15 protein-coding genes and 1 riboswitch are annotated in these 21,601 nt (G+C 58.1%); of the genes, 13 read left to right on the top strand and 2 right to left on the bottom strand.

Annotated features, from left to right (window positions below; genetic code table 11):
* Positions 1-15 precede the first annotated feature (15 nt).
* The 11 genes from gspG (at position 16) to KQ940_RS07890 (ending at position 13,875) form a co-directional block, all read left to right on the top strand.
* Positions 16-450, top strand: a complete 435-nt coding sequence (gene gspG / locus KQ940_RS07940; RefSeq protein WP_217412899.1) for a type II secretion system major pseudopilin GspG — start codon at positions 16-18, stop codon at positions 448-450.
* On the top strand, positions 365-913 hold the full coding sequence (locus tag KQ940_RS07935) for a GspH/FimT family pseudopilin (protein WP_343222633.1): 549 nt from the start codon (positions 365-367) through the stop codon (positions 911-913). The genes gspG and KQ940_RS07935 overlap by 86 nt, the downstream gene beginning before the upstream one ends.
* A complete protein-coding gene (locus KQ940_RS07930) occupies positions 900-1,304 on the top strand; it encodes a type IV pilus modification PilV family protein (RefSeq protein WP_246589864.1) in 405 nt (134 codons plus the stop codon). The genes KQ940_RS07935 and KQ940_RS07930 overlap by 14 nt, the downstream gene beginning before the upstream one ends.
* Positions 1,301-2,017 (top strand): PulJ/GspJ family protein, encoded by a 717-nt coding sequence (locus KQ940_RS07925; RefSeq protein WP_217412897.1) that lies wholly within the window; start codon positions 1,301-1,303, stop codon positions 2,015-2,017. Before KQ940_RS07930 ends, KQ940_RS07925 begins: the two co-directional genes overlap by 4 nt.
* Complete coding sequence (locus KQ940_RS07920; RefSeq protein ID WP_217412896.1) at positions 1,992-2,924, top strand: type II secretion system minor pseudopilin; 933 nt, start codon at positions 1,992-1,994, stop codon at positions 2,922-2,924. The genes KQ940_RS07925 and KQ940_RS07920 overlap by 26 nt, the downstream gene beginning before the upstream one ends.
* Complete coding sequence (locus tag KQ940_RS07915; RefSeq protein ID WP_217412895.1) at positions 2,921-3,994, top strand: PilN domain-containing protein; 1,074 nt, start codon at positions 2,921-2,923, stop codon at positions 3,992-3,994. The genes KQ940_RS07920 and KQ940_RS07915 overlap by 4 nt, the downstream gene beginning before the upstream one ends.
* Entirely contained in the window at positions 3,991-4,587 is a 597-nt protein-coding gene (gspM, locus tag KQ940_RS07910; protein WP_217412894.1) for a type II secretion system protein GspM, read from the top strand. The genes KQ940_RS07915 and gspM overlap by 4 nt, the downstream gene beginning before the upstream one ends.
* Positions 4,584-5,183, top strand: a complete 600-nt coding sequence (locus KQ940_RS07905; protein WP_217412893.1) for a hypothetical protein — start codon at positions 4,584-4,586, stop codon at positions 5,181-5,183. The genes gspM and KQ940_RS07905 overlap by 4 nt, the downstream gene beginning before the upstream one ends.
* On the top strand, positions 5,180-7,351 hold the full coding sequence (gene gspD, locus KQ940_RS07900; RefSeq protein ID WP_217412892.1) for a type II secretion system secretin GspD: 2,172 nt from the start codon (positions 5,180-5,182) through the stop codon (positions 7,349-7,351). Before KQ940_RS07905 ends, gspD begins: the two co-directional genes overlap by 4 nt.
* A 510-nt stretch (positions 7,352-7,861) precedes the next feature.
* Entirely contained in the window at positions 7,862-10,795 is a 2,934-nt protein-coding gene (locus KQ940_RS07895) for a DUF7507 domain-containing protein (RefSeq protein ID WP_217412891.1), read from the top strand.
* A gap of 566 nt (positions 10,796-11,361) precedes the next feature.
* Positions 11,362-13,875, top strand: coding sequence for a hypothetical protein (locus tag KQ940_RS07890; protein ID WP_217412890.1), 2,514 nt, complete (start codon positions 11,362-11,364; stop codon positions 13,873-13,875).
* A 145-nt stretch (positions 13,876-14,020) separates the two neighbouring features.
* On the opposite strand, the gene KQ940_RS07885 is transcribed toward KQ940_RS07890, so the two are convergent.
* Both KQ940_RS07885 and KQ940_RS07880 read right to left on the bottom strand, forming a co-directional pair.
* Positions 14,021-16,390, bottom strand: coding sequence for an Ig-like domain-containing protein (locus KQ940_RS07885; RefSeq protein ID WP_217412889.1), 2,370 nt, complete (start codon positions 16,388-16,390; stop codon positions 14,021-14,023).
* A 68-nt stretch (positions 16,391-16,458) separates the two neighbouring features.
* Positions 16,459-16,549, bottom strand: a riboswitch (cyclic di-GMP riboswitch).
* An 880-nt stretch (positions 16,550-17,429) separates the two neighbouring features.
* Complete coding sequence (locus KQ940_RS07880) at positions 17,430-18,740, bottom strand: sigma-54 dependent transcriptional regulator (protein WP_485020576.1); 1,311 nt, start codon at positions 18,738-18,740, stop codon at positions 17,430-17,432.
* Positions 18,741-19,066: 326 nt separating this feature from the next.
* On the opposite strand from KQ940_RS07880, the gene KQ940_RS07875 reads away from it, so the two are divergent.
* On the top strand, positions 19,067-20,893 hold the full coding sequence (locus tag KQ940_RS07875) for an ExeA family protein (protein WP_217412888.1): 1,827 nt from the start codon (positions 19,067-19,069) through the stop codon (positions 20,891-20,893).
* A 2-nt stretch (positions 20,894-20,895) separates the two neighbouring features.
* Positions 20,896-21,594, top strand: a complete 699-nt coding sequence (locus tag KQ940_RS07870; RefSeq protein WP_217412887.1) for a general secretion pathway protein GspB — start codon at positions 20,896-20,898, stop codon at positions 21,592-21,594.
* Positions 21,595-21,601: the final 7 nt, after the last annotated feature.

Below are 21,601 nucleotides of genomic sequence, written 5' to 3'. Positions count from 1 at the left end.
GTAGAGGAAGAATATATGCAACACAAGAAAGCACAGAGGCGGCCAGTATTGGGTTTCACGCTACTCGAACTGCTGGTGGTACTGGTGATTCTGGGCCTGCTGGCGAGTCTGGTCGGTCCCCAGGTGCTGCGCCATGTGGGTACATCCAAGACCAAGACCGCGGCACTGCAGATCCAGGAGCTCGGCGCGGCGCTCGACCTGTACCGGCTCGAGGTTGGTCGTTATCCCAGCACTCAGGAGGGGCTCGAAGCACTGATCCGCGCGCCCTCCGGCGCCTCCAACTGGAATGGGCCCTACCTGAGCAAGAGCGTGGTGCGCCAGGACCCCTGGGGTAACGACTACAACTACCGCTCCCCGGGTGAGCATGGCGAGTATGACCTCTATTCCCTCGGCGCTGATGGCCGGGAGGGGGGCGAGGGTGAGAACAGCGACGTATCGAACTGGGAGTGATTGCAAGCAGCGGGGCATGACGCTGCTCGAGCTGTTGGTGGTCTTGGTCATCGCATCACTGATGCTGGCGCTGGTGGCACCGAATATCGGCAATGTGCTGCCCGGCAGCGAGTTGAAGGCCTTTGCACGGCAGAGTGCGGCGTTGCTGCGGGAGATGAGGAGCGAGGCGGTCAGTCAGAGCCGAATCATCAGTCTGCAAGCCGATGCAGAGAAACGCAGCTTTGTTAGCGAGGGAAAAATACGGGCGAAGTGGCCCGACGGGATCGACGTAAGGCTAAACGAGAAGGCGCTGCCCAATGCCTGGCGAGACCCGTTTAGTGAACAGCCGACGTTGAAGTTCTATCCCGATGGCAGTAGCAGCGGCGGCGAATTGGAGCTGAGTTTACCCGGGCAAAGTGCCGCGCTGTATCGGGTACATATCGACAGCCTGATCGGTGGGGTATGGATCGATGCGAAGGGGTGAGACAAATGCCCGTCAGGCTGGCTTCACGTTACTGGAGGTTCTGGTGGCGTTTGTGATCCTGGCGATGATGCTGGGGGTCATCCTGAGTCTGAGTTCGCTGTCACTGGATATCACCTCCAGGGCGGCACTGAGACAGCAGGCGCTGGTACTGGCGCAGTCGCAACTGGCGCGGGTTCTGGCCGAATCGGAGCTGGTGCCTGGCAGGCGCAGTGGGCAGTTCGAGGATGAGCGTTTCGCCTGGGAACTGGATATCAGACTGTTCGAGTTTCCCGAGCAGGCGCAACAGCCGGAGATATCGGCAACGGAAGCCTACGAAATTGAGCTGAGCGTGACCTGGGAGCCATATCAACAGCTGACATTGAATACATTAAGACTGGCACGTGAGCAATGAACAGGTACCGACAAAAGGCGTTTACGCTGATGGAGATGCTGATCGCGCTGCTCCTGACGGGGCTGGTAATGACGCTGATCTTCACCAGCCTGCGTCTGACCGCGAAGGGGTGGGATGCGGCGGAGCGGCGCCAGACACAGATCGCTGAGCAGTATCAGGTGCAGCAGCTGCTGCGCCGCCTGATCGGTCAGGCGCGTAATGAGCGGGTACGTGATGTTGACAGCATATTGCAGAGCGCGTTTCGAGGCGATTCGGACCAGTTGATCTTTGTCGCTCCCGCTCGCGCAGATAGCCAGGATGCCTCTCTTCTTTGGTATCGCCTGAGACTGGAGCCGGGCGAGGATGATGAGTCGGCTGCGCTGGTGCTTGAGACGCGGGCATTTCGCAGCGAAGAGATCGTGGACTGGTCGCTGCTGTTCGAAGAGGAGCCCGAGGTCGGGCTGGAGGAACCGCTGCCGGCGCCACGCCAATCCTACCGTTTGATGGCGTTGAGTGAGCCGGAACTGCGCTTCAGGTATATGCACGCACGACCGGGTGAGCTTGCTGAACTCAGCGAGTCCTGGATCGAGAGCAATGAGTTACCGATGCGGGTTGACCTGATGTTGACCTCTGATGCGGAGCAAAGTGACACGCCTGTGTTGTTGCCTGCCTGGCAGGAGCTCAGCTTTAGTCTGAAGGAGTACGCCTATGCAGTGCGTGTCCTTGGCTTCTAGGCAGCGGGCAGTGGTACTGATCAGCGTACTTTGGGTGCTGTTGCTGCTGAGCCTGCTGGTCACCAACCTGACGCTCTCGGGGCGTAGCTTCGCCCGCCAGACGCAGAACAACGAACAGGCAATCGTGGCTGCAGAGGCGGCCGATGGCGGCATCGTTTGGGCGTTGTGGAATCTGCAGCGCAGCGGCACGGAACGCTGGCTTGCCGATGGCTCAGGGCACAGCATGCTACTTGGCAGCAGTGAGTTGTGGGTGTCGCTACAGGATGAGAGCGGCAAGGTGGATCTGAACTACGCCCCCACCGAGTTGCTCGACGGTTTATTGGCTCTGGTGGTCGAAGACGATGGCCGGCGTGAGGCCCTGGTGGCGGCGATCGAGGACTGGCGTGACGCTGACGATCTGATCCGACTCAACGGAGCCGAGGAGGCTGAGTATCTGGCCGCCGGACGTAGCCGCGGTCCGGCCAACCGGGAGTTCTACGATATCGAAGAACTGGCCCAGGTGTTGGGGATGACGCCCCGAATCTACGATCGGATACGTTGGAGCCTGACGGTGGATAACGGTACACGGGCAATCAATCCTCTGTTTGCGCCCTTCGACGTGCTGATGGCACTGCCGGGAGCAAGCGAAATCGCGGTCGAGCAGTTCATCGATGATCGGCGTCAGGCCTGGCTGGATCAACAAGCGATGCCAACACTGCCATTCGATGCTTCGCTCTACATCGATGCCTCACGCTCCGGTGTCAATTACAGCGTGCAGAGCTGGGCACGAATCGGGCCCTGGACCGAGGTCCGTCAACAGGCGTTGATTACGGTTCGCGGTGGATTACCGGCGGTCAGGAAACAGCGGACACTGTTCGATACTGCCGAGATGCCAGGGCGGGACAGTACTGATGGAGGTGAACCATGAGCAGTGGTCTGAAACTGCAGATCTATCAGGGCTGGTCGGCAGTGATTACTCCCCTGAGCCTGTTTTGGCACTGGTGGTGCCGCGAGCTGGCGGAGTTGATTCCTGCCAACTGGCGTCAACGTCTGCGGGGGCGAGAGCGGACGATCCGGTTTAGCGGCGGCGTGCTTGAGGTCAACGAGGGCAATAAGCGGATCGCGATACCACTGGAACAGGCCGCCGGACATCCCCTGTTCACGACCTGGCGAACTCTGGGTAGCAAGTCGGCACTCTTGGTGACAGTGCCGCCGGGCGAGTTGCTATGCAAGGTGATCTCGTTGCCCGCTGCGACCGAGCCTCGGATGTCCTCGGTGCTGGGTTATGAGCTGGATCGGCACACGCCGTTCAGCTCGGCACAGGCGGGTTATGGCTACCGTATTCTCCATCGTGATCGCGCCACTGCGAAGATCGACGTTGAGCTGTTTGTGCTGCCCGACAGCAAGCGGCGACCGCTTTTGCAGGCACTGAACGATGCGGGATTGAAGCCCGACTACCTGTTACCGGAAGGGCTGGAAGAGGACCGCCGGACGCTGAACCTGCTCGACAGCGACCAGGTTACAACCCTGGCCACGCCACGGATCAGATTCCCGGCGATTCTGCTGCTGGCCCTGGTCGCACTGGTCGCATTTGCGTTCTATCAACGCGATCGGCAGATCGCCGCACTGGAGGCCGAAGTAGCTGTGCAGGAGCCGTTGGCAGAGCAGGCGCGGCAACTGAAATCGGAGATCGGATCGTTGCAGGCGGGGGGCGAATATATCCGGCAGATGAAGAGCACGCATCCGTCGACGCTAATACTGCTCGACGAGATGACCCGGCTGTTACCGGATAGTACCTGGCTTAACCGGTTGGAACTGGATGGCAACGAAATCCGGATACAGGGAGAATCATCCAGTGCATCCGAACTGATCGGGCTGCTGGAGCAGTCCGAGTTGTTCGGCCAGGCGGAGTTTTCGGCACCGGTCACCATCAACCCACGCACGCGTAAGGAGCGTTTTGCGCTGACGCTCAGCGTGGCGCAGGAGGGCGCGCCATGAAATCACTGACCAAGGGGCAGAGCCGATTACTGGCGATTGCACTGCTGTTGCTGGTGGTGCTGGTCCTGCTGCGGGTTCTGCTGGTGCCGCTCTGGCTCAGCTGGAGCGAGAGCAGTGACCGGCTGGATGCTCTGAACACGCGGCTTGCCGTGTACCAACGGCTTCAGCAGGGGATGACGCAAGACCAGCAGACGCTTGAGCAACTGCACTCCAGCCAGCCTACATCCGACTGGTATCTGAATGAGGCAACACCGGCACTGGCCGCTGCAACACTGCAGCAGCAGCTGCATCGACAGGTTGCGCAAAGTGGCGGCGATGTAGTGAGTACCCAGATCCTGACCGCGGACGGTAAAGACCCCATCCCGACGGTAACGGTTCAAGTGCGTATGCGCGCGGAGCTGCCGGAGCTGGTGGATCTCTTGTATAGCCTCGAGTCCGGAAGGCCGGTGCTGGTGCTGGACAAGCTGGCGATTCTATCCAACCCGCGCCTGGTGCGACGCGTGGTCAGCGAGCGGATGCGCGCCCAGCAGGTTCCATCGTTGGATATTCGCTTCGAGATGACGGGCTTTGCTCATCAGGAGGTAGCACCGTGATCAGGTTATTGTTCGGTCTGCTGGTCGCCCTGGGTCTGCCCGTACAAGCCCAAGAGGCGGAGCAGGAGATGGAAGTGCAACAGAGTGATCCTGCTGCGGTCTCGGTGCAGCAAATGCAGTCCGGTGATGGATTACCCCAGATGCCGCCACGAGAGGCGTTCGACGAGATCGTGCAGAGGCCGCTGTTCAGCGTGAACCGGCGACCCTCGGAAGCGGTGGTCGGCGACAGCTCCGAGTCGACACTGCGTGAAACCTGGAAGCTTACCGGTGTCGTGCTGGTGGATCAGCAGCCACAGGCCCTTTTTGCAGAGCGCAATGGTGAGCGCAAGCTGCGCCTTAATAACGGAATGCCGCTGGATCAGAGTTGGCTGGTGGAATCGATTGAACCTCAGTCCGTGACATTGAATAACGGCGAGCAGAGCGTGCGGATGGAGGTTTTCGAGCCCCGCGAGCTGCCGCCGCCCCAACCCGAGCAGCCCTCGACGGACGAAGAGGTTGGCGAGGATCAGGCTCCCGCCTCGATTGAGGAGCGCACCCAGAGTGCGGCGCAGCAGGTCAGAGAGCGTGTCGAAGCGCTGAAAGGAGGTTCGCAATGAATACCCGGTCAACACTGGTTTTGGTGCTGAGTTGTGCCTTGCTGCTCAGCTCCTGTGCACTGACAGAACAGAACGACGGCGCACTGGATTCGCCGTTTGGCACTGCGCGTGAAGCCTATCAGTACACGCAACGACTGCGAACGGGAGCAGCCTCCTCGCCTGTGACCGAAGGCGATACCCCCCGATTTGCCACGGAGGGACAACAGGGCAGTGATGCTCCGCCGCTGGATGAACTCTACGGTGGCAACGGTCAGTTCTTCAACCTAAGTGGACCCGGTCAAGGGATAGCGCAAAATCTTGAGGGAGATATCACGTTCAACTTCCAGGGGGTCGAGATCGGGGAGGTGGTCAAAACCATACTGGGCGACATTCTGCAGCGCAATTACATACTCGATGAACGCGTGCATGGCTTGATCAACATGCAGACCAGTCAGCCTTTAAGTCGTGCAGCGCTGATCCCCACCCTGGAGAAGCTGCTGCAGGTTACCGGTGCCATATTGATCGACAATGGCAGCTTTTACGATATCGTGCCCGCCGATGACGCCTCCGGGGGCGCGCTGGCAGTGCGAACCAAGCTGACGGCGGACAAGGGCTATCAGATGCTGGTGGTACCCCTGCGATATATCGCGGCACAGGAGATGCTGAAGATACTGGAGCCGCTGAAACCGCGTCAGGGGGTGATGGAGTCCGACGACCGCCGCAACCTGCTATTGCTGGCGGGTACACAAGCCGAGCTGGCGAACCTTCGAGAAACGATCAATCTGTTCGATGTTGATCAGTTGCAGGGGATGTCGGTGGGGCTGTTTCGGTTGCAATCGGTGGAGGCCGAGCAGTTGGTCAGCGAACTGGAGGCGGTATTCGGAGCCGATGCCGAGGGGCCTCTGGCCGGGCTGGTCTCCTTCCTGCCGATCGAACGCCTGAACGCGATCATGGTGATCACGCCGCAGCGAAAATATCTGCATGATGCCCAGGTCTGGATCCGCCGCCTCGACCGTAGTGAGGGGGCTCAGGGGCTGGGCATGTATGTCTACTATGTGCAGAACGGCAAGGCGGAGAGTCTGGCGGAGCTGCTGCAGCAGCTATTCGACAGCCGGCAGCGCAGCGAGGCACGGAATGCAGCGGAAAGGAGCGAAACCCCAGCTCCCGCACCCGCAGTTGCGGAGAATGGAGAGGAGACGGACACGGGGGCCGTCGATCGACTCAGACCGGCCATCAGCGATATCTCCAGCGTGGAGGTGGAGGATGTCAGCATCATCGCCGATAGCGAGAACAACGCGCTGCTGATAATGGCTTCGCCGGAGGACTACGACAAGGTATATAAAGCGATCCAGAAACTCGACGTACTACCGCTGCAGGTACTGGTCGAAGCCACCATTGTCGAGGTCTCACTGGAGGACGATCTGCAGTATGGCCTGCAATGGTTCTTCAAGAACCATTTCGGAGGTGGCAAGCGTGGCGTGGGTACCATCGGCAGCGGTAGCTTTACTTCGCCCACATCCTTTAGCGAGTTTGGCGCGTCCGCCGGCTACGAGATCCTCGATGCTGCCGGTACTCGCGCGCTGCTGAACCTGCTGGCACGGGACTCCCGCATCAACGTGATCTCATCGCCATCGTTGATGGTGCTGGATAACCGCACCGCCACCATCCAGGTGGGCGATCAGGTACCGGTACGGACCTCCGAAACCACCAACACCTCAAGCGAATCCAACATCACCAGTACCATCCAGTTCCGCGATACCGGCGTCATGCTGGAGGTGACGCCCCGGGTCAATGCCGGAGGCATGGTGGTGTTGGATATCGCCCAGGAGGTCAACGACGTGGCACAAACCACCACCTCCGATATCGACTCTCCGACCATTACCCAGCGGCGGATCGAAACCAGTGTCGCCGTGCAAAGCGGCGAGACCCTGGTGCTCGGCGGTTTGATCCGCGAGACTCGCCAGAATTCGGGGGAGGGGGTGCCATTGCTGCGCCATGTCCCGATTATCGGTCTGGCCCTGGGTAGTCGGGGAAAAAGTGTGAACCGTACCGAACTGGTGGTGCTGATCACGCCGACTGCGGTCAGCGATAGAGAGGAGGCCCGTCAGGTAACCCAGGAGTACCAGCGTAAATTGAGTGGTCTTGAGCTGCCGCGGGACGATGCCGAAGCGGGAAATGCCACGCCTTGATCTGGATGCCATTGGTCAGATGCCCGGGATCCGGTGAGTGATCTCGGGCGTTCCGATCCATTCAGCGTTGCATCTCTGGTACAGCGATGCTTTCGTTTATCTCCTATATAAATCAACCTATTAGAAAATCCGCGAAATAGGGTGTAACTACCCATCAACAGTGCTGACACCTTTTGTTTTTAAAAAATCCATATAAAACAAATGCTTATATTTTGGCAGCAATCTTGCTTGCTTAGAGGCAGTTTTCGATTTGCCTCTGGGCGCTCTAGTACCCGGGGACAAGGGGGCCTTCAAGGCAGACTCTTTATCCCTGCCGTCGAAGGCGGATATCACACCGAACTGGGGCTTTTGGGTAGAGCCCTGGATGGCTGGCGTTGACACGAAAGGCTCTTTAACGGGTCGACTCTCTGTCATCTGCGCCGGCCCTCCTGTTAGGGTCCGGTGCGCAACGTAAGTGGCGAATCTCGTATTCGCCAACGGAGGTGGGACATGAGAAGGTCCTTATCTTTCATGAAACTGCCATTCTTTCGAGTGCTATCCTTCCTTATCGGCGCCATCCTGGCGGCAGGCCTGGTAACAGCGCTGACCGTCAAGGCGGTGGATGAGTTGGGTGTCTTCGAACTGGATGGCAACGCGGTAGACGACATCTCCCTAATGGGGGATGACTGGAATACGCCCCCGGACTCCGGCAGTGCTGTCGCATTCACGGGTATTCTGGCGGATCCGCCGCCGCTGTCGATCTTCACCGGTGGTGGTTCAAAGGATGTCAACGACGTATCTGAATGGAGGTATACCGAAGGCTCCTCGCCGCCAAAGGACGAAATCACCAACGCCTATGCGGCCGCGTATATCAATACCGTGGATACGGAGGTGCACAATCCCGGTGATCTGATCATCACCTTTGGCCTGGATCGGTTCGCCAACAACGGTGATGCCTTTGCCGGTTTCTGGTTCTTCCAGGATCAGGTGGGGCTTGGTGCCAACGGCGAGTTTGTCGGTAACCATATGGTCGGCGACATTCTGGTGCTGGTGGAGTATCCGCAAGGATCCAACGCCATGCCGGAGGTCAAGGTGTATGAGTGGAATCCGGCAGAACAGGATGCCGCGCCCAACTTGAAGCAGCTGTACTCCGGAACCGCCGAGTGTAACGCCGGCCATACCGGCCCGGCCTGTGCCATCACCAACCATCAGGATGAAACCGCGCCCTGGCCCTACGAGCCGAAGTTCGGTTCTGCAGGCACCTTCCCGTTCGAGAGCTTCTTCGAAGGTGGCATCAACGTCAGTGCTTTGCTGGGCGGGGATGCACCCTGTTTCAGCAGCTTCCTGGCCGAGACCCGTTCATCCCGTTCCGAAACGGCTCAGTTGAAGGACTTCGTACTGGGGGCCTTCGATGTTTGCTCGATCGAGGTCACCAAGGAGTGCTCGGCTGAAGTGACGACCGAGGGCGATCAGGTGCTGGTTACCTTCGATGGCATTGTCAGCAATACCGGCGGCCTGGACCTGATGGTTACCGTCGAGGATGACATGGGTACGCCGAACGATACCAGCGACGACAAGGTGGTCTTTGGTCCGCAGGTTATACCGGCAGGTGAATCAGCGCCTTACAGCGGATTCTTCCACACCAGCGAGATCTCCTCCCATGATGTGGTAATCGCCACCGGTACACGTGGCAGCGCATCGGTCAGCGCGACCGACTTTGCCGACTGCGACGCCTTCGTGAACGAGGTACTCGATGTCGACAAGAGCTGTCTGGCCGCACTCAGCGGCGACGGTACGATGGTCAATGTTACCTTCGATGGCTTCGTGTACAACAACGGTAACACCAAGCTGACCAGTGTCCAGGTTGTCGATGACGGCGGTACGCCGGGCGATCCGAGCGACGATACCACCGTCAATATCGGTGATTTGGCGCCGGGAGCCAGTGCGCCATATTCCGGCAGCTACATGACCACTGATATCTCGCCGAGCGATATGGTCTATGCATCGGCCACCAGCGCGTTGACCGGAGCATCGCTCAACGATGACGCTTCGGCATCCTGTGCACCGGACGTTACACCGGCCATAGAGGTCACCAAGTCCTGCCTCGCCTCGATCAATGCACTTGGCGACGGACTGGTTGTAACCTTCGACGGTACGGTGACTAATACCGGTAACGAAGCGCTGACCAATGTGGAGGTCTACGACGACTATGGCAACGGCCTTGAACTGGTCGCTACCATCGGACAGCTGAACGTGGGTCAAAGTGCTCCGTACTCCGGCTCGTTCAATCTGTCTGGCGTTGCCAGCTCCAGCGATACGGCCTATGCCAGCGGTAATGGTCTGCTCTCCGGTTCGCCGGTCAGCGATGACGAGCCCGCAAGCTGTGCACCGGATACGTTGCCTGCCATCGAGATCAGCAAGGAGTGTATCGCCGATATCAACAGCGGCGGCACCGGCATCGATGTCAGCTTCTTCGGCACGGTGGTCAATACCGGTAACGTGGCGTTGACCGATGTGACCGTGGTGGATGACAGCGGTACGCCGGGCGATACCTCAGACGACGTTACGGTGCTCGGTCCGATCACCCTCTATATCGGTGAATCGGCCAACTACTCCGGTAGCTTCGGTGCATCCGGTGGTGACTCCACCGATATCGCCTCGGTCAGCGCCAATGACGCTCTGACCGGACTACCTATAGGTGCTCAGGACGATGCGTTCTGCGCAGCGGATATCCTGCCGGCCATTGCCGTAACCAAGGAGTGTGTCGATCCCGCCATGTACGGCGATCCGATCACCTTCAGCGGTACCGTCACCAACACCGGTAACGTTGCATTGAACAACGTGACCGTGGTTGATGACAGCGGTACGCCGGGTGATACCAGTGACGACGTAATGGTACTGGGTCCGATCTCACTGGATATTGGCGCTTCCGCCAACTATTCAGGCCAATACACGGTACTGGCTGAAGGGCCGTCTACCGATATAGCGTTGGCCGCAGGTGAGGATGCCATCGAAGGTGCGCCGGTATCGGCCTTTGACGATGCAACCTGTGTGGTACCGCCGCCTCCGGGAGACGAAGGCTGTACTCCGGGGTACTGGAAGCAGGAAAATCACTTCGATTCCTGGGATTCACCCTACTACCCGAGCATGATGCTTACCGATGCGGGCTTTATCATCCCGAACGGTAGCGGCATCTACGGCGATCTCGGCAGTCAGACCATGCTGCAGGCGCTGATGTTCGACGGTGGTGAGACCCTGAGGGAAGCTGCCCAGATCCTGATGCGTGCCGCAGTGGCTTCGCTGCTCAACGCGGCCGACAGCGATGTGGACTTCCCGTTGAGCATCACCGAGGTGCTGCAACTGACCAACGATGCACTGGCCAGCAAGGATCGCCAGACCATGATCGATCAGGCCTGGGAGCTGGATATGTACAACAACGGCCAGGATGGCTGTCCGCTTAACTAAGGCGGTAACGCATTAGGGGCAACGAGCTGGAGGCTCGAATCCCCCCGACGCAAGCAAAGGCGATGGAGTCTACGCTCCATCGCCTTTTGCTACGCGATCTGAACAGTTTACACGCCAGTTTATCCTTGTGCTCACTGCTGAAACAGCCCTTGCCGATCTGAAACGCCAATAGAATCAGTAGCTTGGTAACCGCGTCCATGATGGCTGTTTATCTATGTTTACAGATAACCTTCCCATAAACTGCACGCTGTCACCTAACCTTATGAATATGAACGAAAATATCCAGGTGGCGCGGAACTTGTAACCCAAGGGTGAGTGACGGCACTACGCCATCACTCATGAAGAGGGAAGTTCTGCAGGCCATCCCGCCCCTGATGCCAAACCCGAGCGAGAACCTGTGCGCTTCCGAGGTATGAAGCCGATCCGGCCCTGTCGATTTGTATCGGACAGGGGCCAGGGATGAAGGGTAGGCTTCGGGATGGATGGTTCGATGTCCACAGCGGTGCCGTTATCGCTGGCGCCGTTCTGCATAGAGGTCTGTCGATACAGACCGCAGGAGGTGGAACATGCGATTTTTAAAACTGCTCAAGACGGTACCGGGCTTTCTGACCGGTATTATTATGGGGATGGTACTGGTGACGACCGCGGCTGTATATGCGGTCGACGGTAACCCACCGGGACTGTTCGAGCTGGATGGTAACACAGCGGATGCCATACCGGATCCTGATGCTGTCGGTGGTATAAACTATTTCGGTGATGACTGGGATACGGTCTACCTGAATCCCGCTTCAACCGCCGCCATCGCCACGACCTTTGATGATGATCCCGCTCCGGAAACCATTTACTGGAAAGGGGGCTCCAAGGATACACTCAACACCACCGAGTGGTGGCACAAGGATGGTTCGGTACCGGACAAGGACGATATCACCAACGCCTACGCCGCCGCCTATGTGGTGCAGGAGGGGCAGCAGACCGGCGTGCACAGCGTCGGTGACCTGATCATCTACTTCGGCCTCGACCGTTACGCCAACGATGGTGACGCCTTTGCCGGTTTCTGGTTCTTCCAGAACGATATCTCCGCCAACCTGGCAACCAACCGCTTCGACAGCGTTCCGGCCGGAGGTCACGTCGCCAAGGATGCCGATCATGTGGGGGCGCCGGGCGACCTGTTGGTACTGGTGGAGTATCCTCAAGGCTCCGGTGCGCAGCCGGAGGTCAAGGTCTACGAATGGGACCCGCTGGATCTTGGCAATGACAACGTTGCAGACAACCTGCACTTGGTCGGTACCTTCGCCAACGCGATCTGCGATGGTACGGGCGGAACCGAAGCCTGCGCCATTACCAACGTCGAGGATAACGGCGTTCCGGCCTGGGACTACACTCCGAAAGGCGGCTTGCTTGGCGATCCGCTGCCGCACGAGAGCTTTTTCGAGGGTGGTATCAACGTCACCAAGCTTCTGGGCTCAACCCCCTGTATCAGCTCTTTCCTGGCGGAAACCCGCTCTTCACGTTCTGAAACAGCCCAGTTGAAAGACTTCGTGATCAAAGGCTTTGACGTGTGCGGTATCGAGGTCACCAAGGATTGTATAGTCGCCGATCTGAATGCGACGGGCGATCAACTGGTAGCCAGCTTCTCCGGTACGGTGAAGAACAACGGCGGTATCGCCTATATCGCCAACCTGCTGGATACCTTCAGCGGCGCGGTCATCACCGAGGTCTGTTTCGATACCGGCAACGATGGCTCATGCGCCGGCGACCAGGTACCGACCGGACTTTTCGGGCTGGGTACCAACGACGTGCGGTTCGATCTTGGTGCGACGGAAGAGGTGCTGTACCTTGCCGGATACACCACCACGACCATTCCCGGTGATCTGCAGGCCGATAACTCGGTTGAGGTCTATGCCTATACCGATGCCGCGGACGTCGGCAATACCGGCCTGTCGGTTGCGGACAGCAGTGCAAATACGAGCTGTGCGTTCGACGTCACTCCGGGACTTGAGGTGATCAAGAACTGTACCGCCGAACTCAACCCTGGCGGTGCGAGCGTCCACTTCACGATTTACGGTAGCGTCAACAATACCGGTAACGTGGCACTCAACGTGGACAGCGTGGTCGATACCGAAGGCGATATCACCGCTTCCGACTTCCCGTCCGTACTGGCTCCGGATACAGACTATCCGTTCTTGAAAGAGTTCGATCAGGAGATCAACGCCCACAGCGATACGCTGACAGTCAATGCGACCGCCGCACTCGGCAGCCCGCCCGCCGTTTTCAGCGAATCCGATAGTGTGGCCGCGGAGGATTGTGCCTACATCCCGGTACCTGAACTGGTGGTGACCAAGGAGTGTGTCGATGAAAACGACATATTCGACGGCTCATCGGTCACCTTCACTATTCAGGGTACGGTGTACAACCCATCGCCGGTAGCGCTTGAAAATGTGGATGTGGTGGACTCCGAGCTGGGTGATCTGTTGACTGACGATACCCTGGCTCCGGGACAAACCAAATCGTTCAGCAAGACCTTCAGTCCGGATCTGGCAGACCTGGTATTGAGTGGCACGGTGGATAATACCCGTACCTACGTCCATAGCGACACGGTACAGGCCACCGGCGATACGGTGATCGACAACACCGGCGGCAGTGCCTATGCCAGTGCCACCAGCAATGAGGCTTCGGCCGATTGCGATATCGATATTACAACCGATATCTCAGTGGCCAAGTCCTGCACCAACAGCCTGGAATCACTCGATATCGGCAACGGTATCACAGTGGTCGTGGTCAAGACGGATGTTGAAGTCACCGTCAAGAACGAGGGTAACGAAGTCCTCAACAACCTGAGTATCCTGGATACCCCGGATGTTGTATTCAGCAGCTACCCGAGCTCGCTTGACCCGGGACAGGAGGTCACGGTAACCGGTAGCTACTACCCGGCCAGCAGCAACAGCCCTGTACCGCATGAAGCATTCTTCAGCGATACGGTGGATGTCAGCGGCGACGGTCTCTTTACCACCGTCGAAGCTATGGCCAGTGTCGAGGCCGTTTGCGATCTTTGCGTAGAGCCGGAACCGACACCTGAGTAATTCATCAACCCATTCATAGCGGATGAATCTCCGGCGTTGGATAAAGAAAGGGCGGTTCCCATTGGGACCGCCCTTTATGTACAGGATGTACGGTATGCCGTGGGCGCATGGACGCGCAGGAGCGGCGATTGTGAAGCTTTTCAGATTAACGGTTTTTGCCGTTACCCTTGCCGCCTCCGCTGCCGGAGTCGGTGCTGCCGCTCAGGCTCAGGTTTACGCTGGCGGTAGCTGTCGCCTTGCCATCGCTGATGGTGTAGCTGAAGCTGTCGCTGCTCTTGAAGCTCTTCGCCGGGGTATAGGTCAGCGTACCGTCGCTGTTGACCCGCACCGTACCCTTGGCCGGGGAGCCTACTGCCGCGATGCGCAGGGTGTCGCCGTCGGCATCGCTGTCGTTGGCCAGCACCGGAATGGTGATCGAGGTGGTGCTGCTCAGTGTGGCCGCATCGTCGGACGCCACGGGCGCGGTGTTGGTGTCGGTCGGCTCGGTGGGCTGAATGGTCGTCTCCTCCTCAACCACATAGGTCAGTGTGGTGCTGCCGCTCTTGCCGCTGCTGCTCTCTGTCGCATTTACCTCGATGTCGTAGAAGGCCGGGGCAGCATCGGTCGCGGAGGTGACGTTGACGGTCAGGCTGCTGCTTGAACCGGCGGCCAGGCTAAGCGTGCTCTTGCTGAAGCCTGCGCTCCAACCTGAGGGTACCTGGGCACCGAGGTTGACCTGCAGGGTGCCACACTCGCTGCCGTTGGGGTTGGCCACGTTCAGCGTGTAGCTCAGCATCTCCCCGGCGTAACCCCAGAGGCTGGAGCCGCCGCTGACACTGATGCTCGGTGCCGAGAGGGTGCAACTGGTGGTGCCGGAACCGCCGGAGCCGTTCAGGGACAGGCTGACGGTCGCGCTGTTGGCATCCACCCAATCTGCACTCAGTGCCACCTTGCCGTCGAGGCTGGTGAAGCTGGAGCCGCTTACCAGTGCCGGATCCTCCCAATCGTCATAACCGAAGGAGGCGCTGCCAGGGGTCATGTCGAGCAGGTTGCCGGTATCGCCCGAGCCCTGGACCGCGGTGTGCACGATGATCCCCTGGGTCACGTTGTTGACATCCACCTTGGTGCCGTCGAACAGCTGGGCGTCCTCGCCCTCGGGCTGACGCATCTCCAGGTAGTACCAGCTGTCGCCGTTGATCGAGTCCGCGCTTTTCAACACCTTGAGCACCTTGGGCTGTTCGCTGCCGCTGACATAGGGTGCCAGTTGGTATTGGCCGCCGCTGCTTGCGGTTACCAGCTCTTTCTGGCTCAGCCAGCCCAACTGCTCCTTGGCGAAGCCGTTAAAGTGGCCGACGCGGTTGTAGTAGCCCATGATATCCAGGGTATCTCCGTAGGCGTACTCGGTGCAGCTGCTGCCCTCTGTCTCGGTACCACACTCCAGGGAATGGGCATGGAACAGGCCCAGGTTATGGCCAAGCTCGTGGGCTACAGTGCGCAGAATCATCGAACCGTTGATGAAGGTGTAGCTGGGTGAGCCGCCGATGGTGCCGGAGCCGGTATAGCCGCAGGCATTCTTCGGGAAGGCGAACATCAGGCGGTCGTAGCTGTTGATGTCGATACCCTGAGCGTTGGCGATGTCAAGCGCCTGGTTGCGTACGCTGAGGCTGTCGCAAACGGTGCTACTGAGCGACAAGGTGTGCCAGCCTGATACATCGCCGGTAACCCAGCTACGGCCGGCGGAGTTCTCCTGGATGAAGTTGTTGACTGTGCCGAACAGCATCGACTGCGCTTGAGCAACGCTCCAGGGCTGGGATTTGTCATCGCTGAAATTAAGCAACATCAGCAGGGTGCGCTGTTCGCCCAGCGTGTTGGTCAGTGCCGGTACCACGTCACCGGCTGCGGCGGTAGTGCCGTCGGCCAGTTGAGACAGAGTTTCGAGCTGATCGCCGACAAGCAGATCGCCAGAGGTATCGCCATCGGTGTCGTTGCCGAACAGCCAGCCGGCAGCCTTGACCTTGGTGCCCTGGAACAGTTCTGCCTTGGCGTTGCTCTGATGCAGCTCGAAGCGCTCGCCAAAACTGGAAACCAGAAAGGTCTTAAGCACGTGGCTGCCATCGGCATAATCTTCATAGTAACGCTCGATTTCGCCTGCAACCTCGATGCGACTCTCCAGCTTGGCGATAACGGCATCCGGCATGCCCAGTTGCTTCTCTTCCGGGATCACCACGCGAAGCGCTTCGGCCGGGTTGGTCTGCATCAGCTCCAACAGGAACGCCTTGCGCTCTTCCGCTTTCGCGACCAGTTGCTGCAGCGCGGTGGAGCGGGCGCTGCCCTGCGACTGGTTCCAGCGCTTCTGCAACGCGATTAGAGCCTGGGTATGCTCGGCTGCCTGTTGGTGAGCCTGAGCGACGGCAGCAGCCTTGTGACTGTGCTCTTCTGCACTATTGGCAAAAGCGGGAAGCGTGACACTGCCGATCGCAGCGCTGAGCCCAAGCATGGCAAAGGTTGGGAATGTTTTGGACAGAGTCGTGCGCATCGCGGACCTCCTGAAAAATAAAATTCAGCAAGATCCTCTGGCGACGATTCCAAAGAGAGACTTTCTCCTTCGGCAGTCCGGCTGTCCGTTCGTGCTGTTCATCAGCACAGGACCCGTGACTTTGCGCGGCTCTATCTATGAGCCTTGCCTTTTCGGGAGAGGATCTTATCTAACGTTTGTTAACTTTCTTGATCTATCGGCAACACTGGTTTGCGTTCCTGCTGCTGATCTGTATTGCCGCTGAACACCTCATATCGGGATTCGGCCACTAATGTTGAAACAGGTTGACAGTGTTAAGAATGCGACTGTGGATCTGTTTCAATTCATTAACGTCCTAAGCTGGTGTGGATATTAACAGCGTATATTTCTAAATTTAAGTGGTATTTGTAGGGCGGGACTAACACAGGGGTTTAATAAAAATTTACACTGATACTTTATCGTTACAAAATATATTTTATTCTCGAGTTGGTGTTAATTAATTGAAACAGTATCAAGGTGCTTTTCGGTGTTTTTGTTAAGTTTTTGTCTCAATACAAATACAGGACGGCGCGAAGTGTAATTTTATTGTTACACCCCTTGGCTCGAAATCGTAACAGAAAAGGATTTAGATTGTTTTGTTATAAGAGTCGTCCATTTCATCCCATAGGACAATGGCAGAGCGGGAATGTACGGATTCGATGGAGGGGAAGCTCGGTTTGAAACGCTTCCAGGATTCAGGGGAAAGGCTACCTGTCAGAGAATGTGCGCCGGCCTCCGGAGCGGGAGTTGTGGCAATCTCTGCAACAGACTCGTGTTGCTCTGGGCGCTCACGTCCTGTATCGGATTCCCTGTTGACTAGGCGGTGTTTGAGTAGGACACGCCGGTTGGGTCGGATCATACGGCTGCGCTCCATTTACTGCTGGAAGAATGCAGCATACGGGCCATTCGTACGGTATTTACCGTAATTCAAAGACTTATGGCTACTTGGTGCTGGGGCAGGCACCGCCGAAAAGTCGAAGTTGTAACTATGGGTGTACGCCCGCTCTTGGGCTACTACCCGTCAGCCGTGGTGGGTTCCGTATGAAGATGGCTGATTCCGGCCATCCAGGTGATGTTTCTCCATCATACGGTAGAGCGTCACACGTGAGACCCCAAGCGCCTTGGCGGCACGTGAGACATTGTGGTCGTAGCGGTTGAGCGTCTGAGAGATCGCCTGTTTTTCCGCGACAGAGCGTGCTTCGTCCAGCGTGCGCAGGGGTTCGTGGCTACCCATATCATCCGCGAGTTTCAGATCCTGTGCGGTGATCAGCCGGTTGTCGCTCATGATCATGCCACGGCGCACGCGGTTGATCAGCTCGCGCACATTGCCCGGCCAGGAGTAGTTGTTGATCGCCTCGATCGCATCGTCCGTGAAGCCGCGTAGCTGGCCGTTATGGTCGCTGGCGAACTTCTTGAAGAAGAAGCGTGCGAGCAGCTCCTTGTCCTCGCCTCTCTCCCGCAGTGGTGGCAGCTCGATGTTGAGCACGCTGAGTCGATAAAACAGGTCTTCGCGGAAACGCCCTTGTTCGACCGCTTTTTCCAGGTCGATATTGGTCGCAGCGATGACCCGCACATCGATGTACATCGGTGTGTTGTTGCCCAGTCGTTCGATCGTACCCTCCTGCAGGAAGCGCAGCATATGGGCCTGGAGGTTCAGATCCAGGTCGCCGATCTCGTCCAGAAACAGCGAGCCTTGGGCCGCCGCTTCTATCCTGCCCAGCCTGCGCTGTGCCGCGCCGGTAAACGCGCCCTTTTCGTAACCGAACAGCTCTGAGTGGATCAGGCTGTCGGGTAGAGAGCCGCAGTTGACGGCAACGAAGGGGTAGGGACTGCGTTTTGATCGCTGGTGAACGGCGCGGGCGATCAGCTCCTTGCCGGTACCGCTTTCGCCGGTGATCAGTACGGGGGCGTCCGTTTTGGCGACCTTTCTGATCTGGTCGAAGATCTCCATCATCTGGCGACTGGTACCCACCATCTGGAACTCATCATCCACGCCAACCGATTCGCTATCCAGGTTTTGCAGGTGGAAGATGCCGTAGGCGTGGCCCAATACCGTTGCCAGATTGTCGATGTTGTCGCCGATCGGAAGCGAGAAATAGTCGTAGAAGTTTTCGAACAGAACCCGGCGCAGTTCGATATCGCGAAGCTGCTCAGGCTGAATGATCGCAATCCACGCGATCTGGTTGTGCTGTTGGAAGAAACTGATCAACTGAGAGCGGAGTAGCGGATCCGACCAGTCGAAATGGGCGATGCCCACATAAAAGCTTTTCTCCAGCAGAGCCTTTTCAGCCTGCTCGAAGCTCGTTTCCTGATGTAACACCCAGCCCGGTATCGCATCCAGTTCATTTATATTATCTGTCTCAAGAGACAGATCTAAAAGGATGGCATCCCTTATCCCCGGTGTCCTGGGATTTGATCTTACTTTTATACTGTCCACAGCTAGATGCCCAATAAAGTGACAGTGCTATTTCAAAATTGATCTCCACTGACTGGTGGAAAGTATAGTTAACGATCTATTAACTCGACAGGATAAGTTTACACGCAAGATAACCTTAAATTGCGCAAATTTCATATGCCAACTGTCGCAGTCGTGAGACCGCAAATATGTGCAGTTGTGTCTATAGTGAACGGTATCGAACATAGAGTTTGGCGCCGATCATGTACTGTAACTATTTTGGCCTGAGTGAGTCGCCGTTTTCGATCGCCCCCAACCCCCGGTACCTGTTCATGAGCGAGCAGCATCAGGAGGCGCTCGCCCATCTATTGTATGGCATAAAAATAGATGGGGGGTTTGTGCTGCTGACCGGCGAGGTGGGCACCGGCAAGACCACTGTTGCACGTCAGCTGCTTGAGCATCTACCCGAGCATACCGATGTCGCGGTCATTCTGAATCCACGTCAGAGCGTTATCGAACTTTTACAATCGATCTGCGATGAGTTGCAGCTGCCGGCTGTGCAGACCGGGAGCGTGAAACAGTTGGTTGACCATATTCAGCAGGAGCTGCTGCGACGCTATGCTGAAGGGCGCAATACCGTCCTGCTTATCGATGAGGCACAGCAGCTGTCGGTGGATCTGCTGGAGCAGATTCGTCTGCTGACCAATCTGGAAACCAGCGAGCATAAACTGCTCAATATTATCCTGCTCGGCCAGCCGGAACTGCTGGAGCTGCTGGCGCGAGAGGATCTGCGCCAGCTCTCCCAGCGGATCACCGCCCGTTATCACTTGGGGCCGCTGTCGATGAAGGAGCTGCCGCTGTATATCCGGCATCGGCTTTCGGTGGCCGGGCTAAACCGGCCGGTGTTTCCGGAGCCCGTGCTCAAGCAGCTTTTTCATCTCTCCGGCGGGCTGCCGCGGCTTATCAATCTGATCAGCGATCGAGCACTGCTGGGTGCTTATGTGCAGAAACAGAATGAGGTCAGCCCGGCAACGCTCAAGCAGGCGGCGAAAGAGGTGCTCGGCGACCAGGTGCCGCTGTCGATGCCCTCCAGAACGAGCAAGCGCATGATCCTGACTGCGGCGCTGCTGGCCGGTTTGTTGGCTTGGGGAACGGGCTTTCTGCTGTCGGTGCTATATAAAGAGGGCGGTGGTGCCTGGTTCGAGCGGGTTACCTCAGTTTTCAATACCCCGGTTCAGGCGGACACTTCGCCGTCGGCTGACATTCGCAAACCGGAGCGGCCTATCGTTGTTCGGCCGGTTCAACAAGCGGCGGTAACGGTTCTTCAGGAGGCGGCGTTAGTGCAGCCAGATGCGATAGCACTGACAGCAAACACCGCGCCCGATCCGGCACTGCTTGGTAGTAACGATAAACAGCCAGTTGAGCAGCCCCCTGTCGTTCAGCCGATAGCCGATGATAAACCGGTGTTACAGCATTGGAACTGGAAGGTTCAGGAGGATCGGGACCTGGCTGAAGTGCTGGCTTATCGCCGCCTGTTCGAGGCCTGGGGGGTAGATTACGACCCGCGCCAGCAGCCGGTGGTCTGTGATTATGCCGAGTCTCAAGGTTTGGCCTGTCTGAGCCTTGATGGTACCTCCAGGTTACTGGAGAAGCTTGATCGACCGGCTGTAACGGAACTGAAACGGGACGGGGTTGGCTTCCAGGTCCTCGTTTTATCACTCAGTGACCAGAGTGCGCAGATCTATTCGGATGGCACGGAGTTTACCATCGCACGTGAGCTGCTGGATTCGGCTTGGCCGGGGCGTTTTGCACTCCTGTGGCGACCGCCACCCGACTACAGTACGCCGCTCTGGCCCGGCGCCAGTGGCGATTCGGTGGCTTGGCTGGAACAGCATCTGGCGAGGGCCGAGGGCAGGGTGCTGACCCAACCGCAACGCAAGCAGTACGATGCCGGGATGGTTGAGCAGGTGCGCAGTTTTCAACGCAGTAAGGGGCTTGATATCGACGGTGTAGCGGGGCCGCGTACGTTGATTCTGCTGAACAGCACCACGGAAGATGACCTGCCCAGGCTGAGTGGGCCGAGGAGCTGAACATGTCCTACATCCTGCAGGCGTTAAAAGAGTCTGAGGCGAAGCGCGAGGCGAATGCGGCACCGGAAGCGGCGGTAAGAGCACCGGAGTACGACATGACTGCCGACCCCGGTGGCAAGAAGCGCCATGCGTTCGTTTGGTGGCTGGGCGGTGCCGTATTGGCCGCCCTGGTGGCCGGAATTCTGCTGTTCAAGCTGCCGGCAGACGCGTCGAAAGAGATGGCGGTCGGTAGCGAGCCCATACCCGCTCCAGCGGATGCCGCTGCGCAGGGTAGTGCAAGCGAGAATGAAAAGTCCGAGCTGGTTGGGGTCAAGCTGGTGCTCAATCCGCCGGCAGAGCGAAAACACGCCGCGACTGGCGACAACCCCTCTACAGTGAAACCTGCCGAAACATCTAAAGCATTTATAAGAGTGCCTGAAAAAAGCGCGCCAGCGCCGGCTGAAGCTCAAATCGAGCCGGATCCCTACGCGAATATCCCTTACCTACGCCAACTGCCGGCTGAGATACAGCGGGAGCTCCCCGAACTCAGGTTCAGCGTGCATATCTATGCAGAGTCACGTTTTGATCGTCGGGTGAAGCTGGGGGATCGGATGATGAGCGAAGGGCAGCGGGTGAAGCCCGAACTGCGTATCGAGGAGATCATACCCCGAGGGGTCGTGATGCGTTACCGCGAGCAGCTGTTCAAGGTGCCGACGCGTTGATGACGCA

This window comes from Marinobacterium ramblicola (assembly GCF_019084545.1).
Classification (GTDB): Bacteria; Pseudomonadota; Gammaproteobacteria; order Pseudomonadales; family Balneatricaceae; genus Marinobacterium_D; species Marinobacterium_D ramblicola.
This window is presented reverse-complemented; position numbering and strand designations above follow the sequence as displayed.